Genomic DNA, 12,546 nt, shown 5'->3' with positions numbered 1-12,546 from the left:
TCGTGATCAAATATGTCTTCGCCTATCTGGGCGCCGGAATCACCTTCGCGGTGATCGACGCCGTCTGGCTGACCACCATGACCGACCGGCTGTACAAGCCGGTGCTGGGTCCCATCCTGGCGGATAAACCGGACATGAGGGCGGCGGTTCTGTTCTATCTGATCTCCATCGCCGGGACGGTCTTCCTGGCCATCGCCCCGGCCTTGAAGGATGGAGGCTGGACACGGGCGGCGCTTAATGGGGCCGTGCTGGGCTTCGTCGCCTACGCCACCTATGACCTGACCAATCAGGCGACCCTGGCGATCTGGCAGACCAAGCTGACGGTGATCGACCTGATCTGGGGGACGGTCCTGACCATGGTTTCGGCGACCGGCGGCTATTTCGCAGCGCGCTGGGCCGAGGGGCGTTTCGGCTGACCCTGCTGTCGTCGGCTTGTCTTTCGCCTGACACGGGACCGGCATGGCGCAGGCCGGGGTCGTTAAGCTATAGCTAACCCTGTTTTCGACGGGGGCGGTCTTGCGCGCAGGCATCAACGGATTGACGGCGGCCCTGGTCGTCGGGGTCGTGATCGGCCTGATGCTGACGCCCGACGGGCGGGAATGGCTGCGTCACCCGACCCTGATGCTGGGCGGTTCGGCCAATGCCTCGGCCAGTCCGCCTACGGCTGGCGCCCCGGTGGAGAGCCCGGCGCCCCCCCCGGTCGCGAAGGCGAGCGTGACCCCGCTGAAGGCGCGCGCGGCCAGCGGGGCCTTGAGGATCGGGGTGTTCGGCGATTCGATGGCGGACGGCCTGTGGGCCGCCCTGTATCGCGACCTGAACGGCAAACAGGGGGTCACGGTGACCCAGTTCAGCGCGGTCTCCACCGGCCTGACCCGCTACGACTATGTGGACATCCAGGCCAAGACAGCGCGGCAACTGAGCGAGAATCGCGTGGATGCGGCCGTGGTGATGTTCGGGACCAATGACGCCCAGGGCATCAGTCTGGACGGGGTGATCCATGATTTCGGCACGCCCGGCTGGAAGGCGGCCTATGGGAAGCGGATCGACGATCTGGTCGCCCTGATGCGGTCCAGGGGCGTGGCCGTCTATTGGGTCGGACTGCCGAAGATGAAACGGGCCGGGTTCGACGCCAAGATGGCGATCATCAACGCCGTGGTGCGCGAGCGGATGGCGGCCCTGGGCGTGCCCCTGATCGAGACGACCGACGTCACCGCCGATGCGGCGGGCGACTATGCGGCCTATCTGCCCGGCGCCAGCGGGCGGCCGCAGCTGATGCGGGCCAATGACGGGATCCATATGACCATGGCCGGCTATCGCCGAATGGGCGCGCCGGTGGCGGAGCGGCTGAAGCGCGACGCGAGCCTGGATGTTGCGGCGGCTCAACCGCAGACGACCGGCTGACCATGAGCTTGGGGGCTGTGGGGGCGGCGTTGCTGATGCTGGGGATGCAGAGCGGGACCGAGGTGCCGTATGTGCCCATGCCCGCGCCGGCGGCGGGGGCTTCGGTCTGTCCCGAGGGCATCTGCGGCGTCGAGGCGCTGGAGGGGGTGTTCGAGGCCTTGGCGGCGACCGAGGCGGGAGAGCGAGACCGGCCTGTCCACATCCTGCAAATCGGCGACAGCCATACGGCGGGGGACCGGATCACCGGCGCTCTGCGGGCGCGGTTGCAGGCCCGGTTCGGGGCCGGCGGGCGCGGGGTGCTGCCGCCGGGCGTGCCCTATGCCGGCTATGGGCCGATGCAGGTTGAGGTGACGGCCCGCGACTGGCCGATCGCGGTCGCGCCCCTGACCGCGCCGGACGGGGCGGCGACCCTGCGGGCGGGGTTGAGCGGGGCGCGGTCGGATGTGGGGCCGGGCGCCGTTCTGACCCTGACCGCGGAGCCGGGCGCGGCCTTTGACGTCGTCGGTCTGTGCGGGGACGGCGGACCGCAGGCGGGACGGATCAGGGTGACGACGCCGGAAGAGACGGTCGAACCGGACTTCCACGCTATGGAGGCGAAGCCTCTATGCCGCACCTGGCGGCTGGCGGCGCCGACGCAGACGGTGACGCTGCGTCCGACGGGGAGCGTGGCCCTGCACGATGTCTGGATTGAGCGGAGCGGGCCCGGCGTGGTCATGTCCAGCCTGGGCGTGGTCGGGGCGAAGTTGCGGGATCTGGCGGCGCGGGATCAGGCCGTGGTGGCTGTGGAGCTGGAGGCGTGGCGGCCGTCGCTGATCATTCTGGCCTTTGGCGTCAATGATGGATTTGAAGGGGTCGAGCCCGAGGCCTACGCTGGCCTGCTGCGGGGGCAGATCGAGCGGCTGCGGCGGCTGGCGCCGGAGGCGTCGCTGCTGATCCTGGCGGCGCCGGAGGGGCTGAAGTCAGGCATGGCGGGCGGATGCGGGGCGGACGGATCGCGGGCGGCCCCGGCGTCGCTGGCGGTGGTGCGGGATGTGCAGCGGCGGGTCGCGGGCGAGACGGGCGTCGCCTTCTGGGACTGGTACGGACGGATGGGGGGCGACTGTTCGGCGGAGCGGCTGGCGACCATGCCAGAGCCCTATATGCGGCCCGATCGGGTGCATTTCACCTCCATAGGGGCGGAGTGGATCGGCGGGGTGTTGAGCGACGATCTGATGCGGGCCTATGACCGCTGGACGGCGGCCAAGGGGGAGGCGAACTGATGCTGTTTCCGACCCTGGCCTTCGCGGTCTTCTTCCTGTTCGTTTATCTGGTCAGCTGGAGCCTGGATCGCGAGAACGGGCGGCGCAAACTGTTCCTGCTGCTGGCCAGCTGGTTCTTCTACGCCCAGTGGGACTGGCGGTTCGTGGGCCTGCTGATCGCTTCGGCCGTGTTGAACTGGGGCGTGGCGGCTCTGATCGTGCGCAGCGATCAGGAGAAGCGGCGCAAACTGTGGGTCGGCCTGGGGGTTGCGGTCAATCTGGTGATCCTGGGCTTCTTCAAGTATTACGGCTTCTTCGTCGAACAGGCCGTTGATCTTCTGGGGCAATTTGGCTGGGAACGTGACCTGCCGCTGTTGCAGGTGGTGCTGCCGGTGGGGATCAGCTTCTTCACCTTCCAGGGCATCAGCTATGTGGTCGACGTCTATCGCGGCAAGACGGCGCCGGCGGACAGTCTGCTGGACGTCATGCTGCTGATGAGCTTCTTCCCGCACCTGGTGGCGGGGCCCATCGTACGGGCGTCGGACCTGTTGCCGCAGTTCACGCGGGCGCCCCGGCTGACGCGCGAGATGGCGACCCATGGGCTGCTGCTGATCGTCTGGGGCGTGTTCAAGAAGACGGTGATCGCGTCCGAGCTGGCGACGCGGCTGGTCGATCCGGTCTTCTTCGATCCGTCGGCCTATGGGGCGGTCGACATAGCGGCGGCGGTCTATGCCTATGCGGTTCAGATCTATTGCGACTTCTCGGCCTATTCGGACATGGCCATCGGGATCGCGGCCCTGCTGGGCTATTCCTTCCCGCGCAATTTCGACCAGCCGTACCGGGCGGCCTCGATGCAGGCCTTCTGGCGGCGGTGGCATATCAGCCTGTCCAGCTGGCTGCGCGACTATCTGTATGTGCCGCTGGGCGGGGGACGCAAAGGTCTGTGGTCGTCGTGCCTCAATGTGATGATCACCATGCTGTTGGGCGGGCTGTGGCACGGGGCGGCCTGGACCTTCGTGGCCTGGGGCGCGCTGCACGGCGGGGCGCAGGTGGTCGAGCGCCTCGGTCGCGCGGTGGTTAAGGATCGCAAGGTCATCCCGACCTGGCTGGGGGTTCTGATCACCTTCCACGTCGTCTGCCTGGGGTGGATCCTGTTCCGGGCCGAGACCTTCGATCTGGCCATGCAGATGCTGGCCGGGCTGGGGCGGTTCGAGGCGTTCAGCCTGGTGACGCCCTTCGTGCTGGTGTTGATCGTCGGCGGGCTGGCGATGCATGGGCTGCCGCCGCGCGCGGTGGAGGGGCTGGCCGAGCGGTTGAAGACCGCGCCGTCGCCGACCTTGGGGGTGCTGATCGGGGTGGCCATATTGCTGGTCGAGGCGATGCGGCCCGAGGGCGTGGCGCCCTTCATCTATTTCCAGTTCTGAGGCGTTGATCCGACGATGAGCGATCCCAAGGACCCGGTCGATCCCTTCCCGACGCAGGCGCACCCGCCGGTGTCGCCGTTCCCGCCGTTGGATCCGCCCAGCGACTGGATCGATACGGCGGACGCCCACGACCTGCCCACGCGAGAGAACACCCTGGTCGCCCTGGGTCGGTTCGCCTTTCCCCCGGCGCCCGCTCTGGACGAAGAGGGCGAGGCGTCGCGGGCGCGGCGGTGGACCAGCCAGACCCTGTTCGTGGCCTGCGCCTTCCTGATGATCTTCAATGCGGGGTCGGTGCAGAACTGGGCGCGTCAGCAGCCGCCGAGCTGGAGTCAGTCAACAGTTGATCGGCTGGCGACCGTGTGGGTGGAGCAGCTGGATCTGCTGGGCGCGAACCTGCCGGTGGAGGGGCTGCACGAGACCTGGCGCGGCTTGCAGGCGACGCGGTTCGACGGGCGCCAGGACGAAAAGACCTGAAGCCCGACGGCTTGCCGTTCTGTATTTGACGTGTATGAACTGCCCGTTCAGGTTGCTGTCGCGGGGGCGAGGTTGGACGGGGGCGGGCGGCCATTGTTGTCGGCCAGGGGCGTGATCGACGCCGGGCTGGTCTATGGCGCCCACGGGCTGCGGTTCCTGGCGCCCCTGCTGCTCTATCCGGTGCTGACGCGACGGTTCGGGGTCGAGGGGTTCGGCCTCTATGTGGCCGCCGTGTCCCTGGCGGCCATGACGGCGGTGGTCGTGGACTATGGCGCGTCGCTGTCGGGGCCGCGCGACATCGCGGCGGCGCGACAGGCGGCGGGGTCGATCATTGGACGGATGCTGGCGCTGCGGGCGGTGCTGGTCCTGCCCGCCGCGATTCTGGGACTTTTGCTGGGCTGGATCAATCCGGTGCTGGCCGGCGCCTGGGCGGTGGTCGGGGCGGGGATCGCCCTGGGCGTCGGGCAGGGGGCGAGCCTGGTCTGGGTGTTTCAAGGCCTGCGCGACCCGGCGCCCGCAGCCCTGGCCGAAGTCGCAGGGACGCTGGCGGCGGCGGTCGTGGTGATGCTGTCCCCCGGACTGGGCGCGGCGGGCGCTCTGGCCGTGCAAGCGGCGGGGCTGTGGCTGGGCGTCGGCCTTGGGGCGGCGATGATGCTGCGCCGGGTTCAGCTGAAGTGGCCGGAGCGGGGGTTTGTCCGACGCGGACTGGTCGAGGGCGGCGCCCTGTTCGCCAGTCGAGCGGCGGTCGTCGCCTATACGGGGGCGGGGGGATTTGTCGTGGCGGCCCTGGCGGGGCCGGCTCAGGCGGCGATCTACGCCGTGGCGGACAAGGTGGTGGCGGCGGCGAGTTCGTTGATGCGGCCGCTGGTGGGATTGGTGGGGCCGAGGATCGCCGGTCTGCTGGCCGAGGATGCGCCGACCGCATTCCGCACCGCGCGGTGGAGCCTGATGGTGACGCCGGGGCTGTTTCTGGGCGTGGCGGCGGGACTGTGGCTGGCGGCGCCGCTGCTGGTGCGGATGCTGGTCGGGGAAGGGTTTGGGGACGCGGCGGGGGTGTTGAGGACGCTGGTCTTCGTCCTGCCTCTGGTGGCGGCCAGCCAGGTGCTGGGGCTGCAACTGATGACGGCCCTGCGGATGGATGGGCGGTTCGCGCTGATGGTCGGGTTGGGCTGTGTCGCCACCCTGGCGCCGGCGGTGGCGCTGGCGCCGGGCGGGGGTGCACTGGGCATGGCCGGGGCGCGGCTGACCGGGGAGGCGGTGGTGGTGCTGGCCAGCCTGGCTTGCCTGCGGCCGCACTGGCGTTTCCTGTTCACAAGGGGGCGACATGTCCCGGCGGTATGACTGGCTGATCGTCGGCGCTGGGTTTACTGGCGCGACAGTGGCCGAGCGGTTGGCGCGGGGGCTGGATCAGCGCGTGCTGGTCATCGACCGGCGCGACCACGTCGGCGGCAACGCCCATGACCGGCGCGACGAGAGCGGGCGGACGGTCCACCCCTATGGCCCGCACATCTTCCACACCAACAGCCGGCGCATCTTCGACCATCTGGGCCAGTTCACCGACTGGCGGCCCTATTTCCATCGGGTGCGGGGGCATGTGGACGGGCAGCTGGTCCCGATCCCGTTCAATCTGGATTCCATGCGGATGCTGTTTCCGGCGGGGATGGCGGAGCGACTGTCGGAGCGGTTGATCGCCGCCTTCGGCTTCGGCGCGCGGCCGACCATCGCGGATCTGAGGCAGGCCGGAGAGGATGCGGATCTGCGGTTCTTGGGCGACTATGTCTTCGACAAGGTCTTCGCCGCGTACAGTCGCAAACAGTGGGGCATGGAGCCCGAGGCGCTGGACCCGTCCGTCACGGCCCGGGTGCCGGTGGCGGTCAGCCGTGACGACCGGTATTTCACCGACCGCTATCAGGCGATGCCGCGCGACGGCTATGCGGCCCTGTTCCAGCGGATGCTGGATCACCCGAACATCCATCTGTCTCTGAATACGGATCTGGCCGAGATCGAGCCGGGGCGGTTCGACCGGATGGTCTATTGCGGGGCGCTGGACGACTACTTCGGGCAGGTGGCCGGGGCGCTGCCGTATCGGAGCCTGAGGTTCGAGCGGCAGATTGTGGGGGCGGAGGACGGGCTGCCGGTCGGGACAGTCAATTATCCGAACGAGTTCGACTTCACCCGCGTCACCGATTTCCGCCATCTGACCGGAGAGCGGGGCGAGACGACCTGTCTGCTAACCGAATATCCGATCCCGCATGAGCCGGGGCGGACCGAGCCCTTCTATCCGATCCCGACCGAGGCGTCGCAGGCGCTGGCGGATCTGTACCGGGCCATGGCGCGGGCGCTCGAGGGGCGGGTCTGGTTCGCCGGGCGGCTGGCCGACTATCGCTACTACAATATGGACCAGGCGGTGGGGCGGGGGCTGAGCCTGGTCGAGAAGGCGCTGGCGCCGGCGATCCTGAAGGCGGCGGCGTGAGCGGGGTTTCTTTCAGAGTCTGGGCGGTGGTGGTGACCTGGAACCGGCGAGAACTGCTGGAGCAATGCCTGAACCATCTGGCCGCCCAGACTCGGCCTTGCGACCGCATCCTGGTGGTCGACAACGCCAGCGACGACGGGACGGCGGAATGGCTGGATCAGGCGTGGGCGGGTCGGGTCGATCGGCTGAGACTGTCGGTCAATACGGGCGGGGCGGGCGGCTTCAACGCCGGGATACGGGCGGCCATGGAGGTCGGGGCGACGCGGCTGTGGCTGATGGACGACGACGTCCTGCCGGCGTCCGATGCGTTGGAGCGGCTGTTGCAGGCCGAGGCCGAGCTGACGAGCGAGGGAGTGGAGCCGGCCTTCCTGTGTTCGACGGTGCGGACGCCCGAGGGGCTGCTGACCAATACAGCCGAGATCGATCGACGGACCAACGCCCTGGGATATGCGGCCTGGGGCGAGCGGCTGGAGCGGGGGATTGCGCCGGTGCGGCAGGCGACCTTCGTGTCTCTGTTGGTGCCACGGGCGGCGGTGCAGAGATATGGCCTGCCGCTGGCGCCCATGTTCATCTGGGGCGACGACACCGAATATACGCTGCGGCTATCGGCCGAGCGGTCCGGGTTTCTGGTCGGGGCCAGCCGGGTCGAGCATGTGCGGGCCGCGCCGGGCGGGCTGAGCCTGGAGACCGAGACCGATCCACGGCGCGAGCGGTTGCACCGGCTGCTGACGCGCAATGTCATTCTGGCCAAGCGCCGCCATGAGGGCGCGGGTTCGGTCCTGCGCTATGCGGCCTCGCGGGGGCGGATCGCGCTGCGGCTGGCGGCGAAAGGGCAGTGGCGCAAGGCGGGGGTGCTGGTCGCCGGGGTTCTGGACGGGGTGCGGTTCGCTCCGCAGATCGAATATTGCGCGTCCTGATCGTGCGGGCTGCGCCGTGGCGGGGCGTGCGTCTGTCCGACGTTCGGGCGGCCTATGAGGCCTGGGCGCTGGTGCTGCTGGGCGTGGGGGTGGCGCTGCCGGTGTTTCTGGTGCCCGGCTGGGTTAGTGCGCCGCGCCTGGGCGATCTGGCCCTGGCGGCGGCGCTGCCGCTGATTGCTTTGCAATGGGGACGGATGGGGCCGGCGGCGCGGGCGGCGGGGCCGGTGGCGGCCTTCGTCTTGCTGGCGACGATGCTGATCCAAGTGTCCAGTATCGGGCAGACGTTGAACGTCTCGGACGCCGCCTTCTGGTTCCGCTGGCTGGCGGCGGCGCTGGTCGCGCCGGCGGTGGGGGCCCTGATCGTCGAGGATGCGGAGCGGCGGCGGCTGTTCTTCGCCGCCGTTCTGGCGGGGGCGGTCTGTCATCTGGCCACCTATGGGCTGTTGTCCCTGTTCGGGCGGGACGGGCTTCAGGCCGTGGGGCTGGCGTCGCCGCGCGCGGCCTATACCTCGGTCGTGGCGCGGGTGCGGATCACGACGGTGGCCGAGCATCCGAACGCCGCCATGGGGATGATCGGTCTGGCCGTCCCCGCCGCCTTAGAGGTGCTGAGCCGGCAGTGGTCGCGGCGGACGGTGGCGCTGTCTGCGGCGGGCGTGGCGGCGGTGGGTTTCCTCTGCACCTTGTCACGGGGCGGACTGATCGCGGCGGGGGCGGCCTGGATCGCGCGGGTGGCGGTGGGACGGCGGTGGCGTGAGGCAGGCAGTCCGCTGGGCCTGTTGCTGGCCGTCTGTCTGTTGGCCGGGGGTCTGGCTGCGATCCAGGTGACGCGGGTCGAGGTGGATGTCAGCCGGTTCGCGGCTCGGCTGGACAAGGAGCAGATGGCCGAGAACCTGCGCGGGCGGATCGACACCTGGACCCGCACCCTCGACTTCGTTGCGGAGCGGCCGCTGGGCGTCGGCTGGTCGACGGCGGACGAACTGGGGACGTTTCGGGCCCTGACGGTCAGCCACAACGGCTATCTGTTCATGGGGCGGACGGTGGGGGTTTTGGCGGCGATCGCGGCGCTTGTGCTGCACCTGTGGTCGGTCGCGCGACTGGACGTCTTTACGCCCCTGTCGGTCTATCTGCTGACGATGATGTTGAGCGAGGACCTGGCCCAGGGGGCGGGGTTCGTCTTCCTGATCTGTCTGGTCGCGGCCCTGGCCTGGCGCAGGCCGGTCGCGCCGTGAGAGTGCTGCTGGTCAACAGCCTGTATCCGCCGGCCGATGTGGGCGGGGCCGAGCGGAGCGTTGAGCAGTTGGCGCGGGGGCTGGCGAGGGCGGGCGTGACGGCGTCGGTGGCGACGCTGGTCGAGAACGGCGGGGGCTTGGAGGTTCGCGACGGGGTGCGGGTCCACAGTCTGCCGTTGCGGCATGTCTACTGGCCCTATGGCGGGCGGCGGCGCGGGGGCGTCATGCGCGCCCTGTGGCATGGACTTGAGGCGTTCAGCCCGCTGATGGATCGGGCGGTGGCGGATGTGGTGCGGGCCGAACAGCCGGATCTGATCCACGCCCAGGTGACGACCGGGTTCGCGGGGGCGGTTCATCGGGCGGCGCGACGGGTGGGACTGCCGCTGGTGCAGACCCTGAGGGACTATTCGACCCTGTGCAGCCGGGCGGCCCTGTTTCGGCGGGGACGGGTGTGCGCGCAGCGTTGCGCAGACTGTGTGCTGCTGAGCGAGCCGCGTCGTCGGGCGACCGCCAGGGTCGATCATGTGGTGGGGATCAGCCGTGCGCTGCTGGAGCGGCATCAGGCGGCGGGCTGTTTTGGCGATACGCCCGCGACGATCATCGGCAATGCGGCCGGCGCGCCGGACGGCGCTGCGACTGCGCGGGCCGGGCCGGCCGCCTTCGGCTTCATCGGACGGATCGAGCCGGAGAAGGGGATCGAGGTCCTGCTGAGGGCGACGACGCACCTGGGCGGCGACTGGCGGCTGAGGATCGCCGGGCGGGGACAGGCGGCCTATGTCGCACGGCTGCGTCGGGCCTTTCCCGATCCTCGGATCGAGTGGCTGGGGCCGGTGGAGGCCGACGGCTTCTATCAGAGCATCGACGGGGTCGTGGCCCCGGCCATCTGGGCCGAGCCGTTCGGGCGGGTCGTGGTCGAGGCCCTGGCGCGCGGGCGGGGGGTGATCGCCTCGCGCATCGGCGGCCTGCCGGAAGCGGCCGCGAGCGGGGCGCGCGTGACCCTGGTTCCGCCCGGCGACGCAGGGGCGCTGGCTGGCGCCTTGGCTGCGGTGGTCGAAAATCCGTCCTGCTGGCGAAATCCGGGGCCGCCGTTCCGTCCGATCTGGACCGAGGCGTCGGTGGTTCAGGCTCATCTCGCCGTCTATCGGGAGGTGCTGGCGGGTCGGTCTTCGGCCAGCCAGGTCTCGAGCCGCCGCGCCGATCCGTCCCAGGTGTAGAACGCCAGGCGGGCGCGACCCTGGGCGAAACGGTGCGGGGCAGGGCCTGCGCGCAGCAAGGCCGCCATATGATCCGCCAGGGCGGCGTCGTCCCAGGGGGCGAAATAGTCGGGGGCGTCGCCGCAGACCTCGCGCACGGCGGGAATGTCCGAAGCGATGACGGGGCGGTCCTGGGCGAAGGCCTCGAGCGGCGGAATGCCGAAGCCTTCGTAGAGGCTGGCGAAGATCAGGGCGCGGGCGCCGCGCAGCAGGGGCGCGACCTCGGCGTCGGTGCGGCGGCCGGCGAACAGGACGCGTGGATCGGCGGCCGGGGCGGCGCGGTCGAAGATGGCCGGGGCGGCCGCGCCGATCAGGACCAGGCGCAGGTCGGGGTCGGGCAGGCGGCCCAGGGCTCGGATCATGACGGCGAGGTTCTTGTTCGGCGCCAGATTGCCCAGGGCGACGAAATAGGGGCGGCCGGTCAGGTCCAGATCCGCGAGCGGACCTTGAAGAGGCGTCGCGCGCATCAGGTGGTCCGCGCCGTTGGGGACGACGGCGATGTGGGATTCAGGCAGGCCCAGGACCGCAGCCAGCTCCCCGCGCGAGAATTGCGACACGGTCGCCAGGACGGCGATACGTGACAAAAGGCGTCCCAGCACGCGGTGGAAGACGGCGTAGCCCCGGCGGAAATGCTCGGGATGGCGGAAGACGGCGGCGTCGTGGATGACGACCCGCTGGCGCGGATGCAGGATCGGGCTTGACCCGCCCAGCGACAGCAGACGTCCCCGGCGGGCGGCCCAGGCCAGGGCGATCTGTTCCCACAGATGCCCGCGTCCGCCTGTGACCGTGCGAACGGGTATGGACCTTAGATCGAGGCTGGAGGGGTCCGCGCCCGGGGGCGTCAGCAGGACGTAACGCGTCCCGGCGCCGGGGCGCCGATCCAGGGCGCGGATCATCTCGCGGGCGTAGCGCTGGACGCCGCTGAGGGGCTGGGTCAGGAAACGCCCGTTGATGAAGACTGTGAGCTCTGCGGCGTGGGACTCAGCCACGGGCGGCCCAGCGACGGGCATGGGCCAGGTGATAGACGGCGACCGTATCGGCGGTCATTCGCGCGGCCGAGAAACGTTCGACAAGCGCCGGCGAGATCGAGGGCGGCGTCCGGCGCTGGAAGGCGGCGGTCACGGCGTCGGCCCATGCGCGCGGGCTCGCCGACACGGGCAGGCGGTCGATGCGGGCGCCGGCGCGCGCCAGGGTCGAGACCCCGCCGACCTCGGAGGTCAGAAGAGGCAGGGCCGCCGCCGCCGCCTCCACCATGGCGTAGGAGAAGCCCTCGTAACGGCTGGTCATGGCGAACAGATCGAAACCGGGCATCAGCGGGCGGGCGTCGAGCGCCCCCAGCATATGAACCGCATGACCGCCGATCTCGCGGGCCTCGTCGAACAGCGGCCCCTGGCCGATCATGACGCCGAGGATGCGAGGATCGCGCGCATGGGCCAGACTCAGGGCCTGGGCGAATCGGACCGGATCCTTCTGTGGGATCAGCCGGCCGACGAATCCGACGACCCAGGCCTCGTCCGGCAGCCCCATGAACCGGCGCGCGGCGGTACGATCCAGGCTGTCGTAGGCCGTCAGGCCGTTGGGAATCGTGTGCAGCCGCTCGACCGGAAAGCCACGGTGCGCCGCGTGCGAAGCCTCTTCGTCCGATACGGCGATGACGGCTTCGCTGACCAGCCGGGCCAGAAGGGTTTCGATCAGGCCATAAGGCGTTGCGCCCACCTCAACCGGATTCAACGTCGTCAGGGCGTGGGGTGTGTAGATGCGGGCGGAAGACGCCGGGGCCGCCAGGCGGGCCAGGGCGCCGGCCTTGGCGCTGTGGCCGTGGACGATGTCAAACGGACCCAGACGGGCGATCAGACGGCGCAGAGCGATCAGGGCGCCGATGTCCCACGGGCCGACGGCGCGGCGCATCGGCAGGCGCTCGAGATGTTGCAGGGGAAGGGCGGCGACCTCGGCTTCGAAGCGCGGCTCGGCCCGGACGGGCGAGTAGATCAGGGAGACGTCGTGGCCGCCCTCGATCAGCCCCTGGGCCAGATCGACCACATGTCGGCCGGAGCCGCCGCCCGACGGCTCGATCACAAGCAGTATGTGCAACTCGCGTCCCTCGCGGACCGTATCGGTATGCAGCCGACACGATCTG

The 12,546-nt window shown here is 70.0% G+C and carries 12 protein-coding genes; 10 read left to right on the top strand and 2 right to left on the bottom strand.

Going from position 1 to position 12,546, the window contains the following annotated elements:
• Positions 1–2 precede the first annotated feature (2 nt).
• From OU998_RS12890 to OU998_RS12845, 10 genes are all read left to right on the top strand, one after another.
• The gene (locus tag OU998_RS12890) at positions 3–416 is read left to right on the top strand and encodes a DUF2177 family protein (RefSeq protein WP_267513993.1); all 414 of its coding nucleotides are present in this window, start codon (positions 3–5) and stop codon (positions 414–416) included.
• 100 nt (positions 417–516) lie between these two features.
• A complete protein-coding gene (locus OU998_RS12885; RefSeq protein ID WP_267513992.1) occupies positions 517–1,401 on the top strand; it encodes a DUF459 domain-containing protein in 885 nt (294 codons plus the stop codon).
• 2 nt (positions 1,402–1,403) lie between these two features.
• A complete protein-coding gene (locus OU998_RS12880) occupies positions 1,404–2,660 on the top strand; it encodes a GDSL-type esterase/lipase family protein (RefSeq protein WP_267513990.1) in 1,257 nt (418 codons plus the stop codon).
• On the top strand, positions 2,660–4,063 hold the full coding sequence (locus OU998_RS12875) for an MBOAT family O-acyltransferase (RefSeq protein WP_267513989.1): 1,404 nt from the start codon (positions 2,660–2,662) through the stop codon (positions 4,061–4,063). Before OU998_RS12880 ends, OU998_RS12875 begins: the two co-directional genes overlap by 1 nt.
• A 15-nt stretch (positions 4,064–4,078) precedes the next feature.
• The gene (locus OU998_RS12870) at positions 4,079–4,537 is read left to right on the top strand and encodes a hypothetical protein (protein WP_267513988.1); all 459 of its coding nucleotides are present in this window, start codon (positions 4,079–4,081) and stop codon (positions 4,535–4,537) included.
• A gap of 111 nt (positions 4,538–4,648) precedes the next feature.
• Positions 4,649–5,878: an oligosaccharide flippase family protein gene (locus tag OU998_RS12865; RefSeq protein WP_267513987.1), complete on the top strand. Its 1,230-nt coding sequence runs from the start codon at positions 4,649–4,651 to the stop codon at positions 5,876–5,878.
• Entirely contained in the window at positions 5,862–7,010 is a 1,149-nt protein-coding gene (glf, locus tag OU998_RS12860; RefSeq protein WP_267513985.1) for a UDP-galactopyranose mutase, read from the top strand. The genes OU998_RS12865 and glf overlap by 17 nt, the downstream gene beginning before the upstream one ends.
• The gene (locus OU998_RS12855) at positions 7,007–7,927 is read left to right on the top strand and encodes a glycosyltransferase family 2 protein (RefSeq protein ID WP_267513984.1); all 921 of its coding nucleotides are present in this window, start codon (positions 7,007–7,009) and stop codon (positions 7,925–7,927) included. The genes glf and OU998_RS12855 overlap by 4 nt, the downstream gene beginning before the upstream one ends.
• A complete protein-coding gene (locus OU998_RS12850) occupies positions 7,915–9,156 on the top strand; it encodes an O-antigen ligase family protein (RefSeq protein WP_267513983.1) in 1,242 nt (413 codons plus the stop codon). Before OU998_RS12855 ends, OU998_RS12850 begins: the two co-directional genes overlap by 13 nt.
• Complete coding sequence (locus OU998_RS12845) at positions 9,153–10,370, top strand: glycosyltransferase (protein ID WP_267513982.1); 1,218 nt, start codon at positions 9,153–9,155, stop codon at positions 10,368–10,370. Before OU998_RS12850 ends, OU998_RS12845 begins: the two co-directional genes overlap by 4 nt.
• Here OU998_RS12845 and OU998_RS12840 read toward each other — a convergent pair.
• Together OU998_RS12840 and OU998_RS12835 are read right to left on the bottom strand one after the other, a co-directional pair.
• Positions 10,295–11,398 carry a glycosyltransferase family 4 protein gene (locus OU998_RS12840; RefSeq protein ID WP_267513981.1) on the bottom strand — a complete coding sequence of 368 codons (1,104 nt, stop codon included), beginning with the start codon at positions 11,396–11,398 and terminating at the stop codon, positions 10,295–10,297. The two genes, OU998_RS12845 and OU998_RS12840, sit on opposite strands and share 76 nt — an antisense overlap.
• Positions 11,391–12,500: a glycosyltransferase family 4 protein gene (locus OU998_RS12835; protein WP_267513980.1), complete on the bottom strand. Its 1,110-nt coding sequence runs from the start codon at positions 12,498–12,500 to the stop codon at positions 11,391–11,393. Before OU998_RS12835 ends, OU998_RS12840 begins: the two co-directional genes overlap by 8 nt.
• Positions 12,501–12,546 lie beyond the last annotated feature (46 nt).

It is taken from the genome of Brevundimonas sp. SL130, assembly GCF_026625805.1.
Lineage (GTDB): Bacteria > Pseudomonadota > Alphaproteobacteria > Caulobacterales > Caulobacteraceae > Brevundimonas.
Note: the sequence above shows the minus strand (reverse complement) of the source record. Positions and strands in the feature narration are given on the sequence as shown.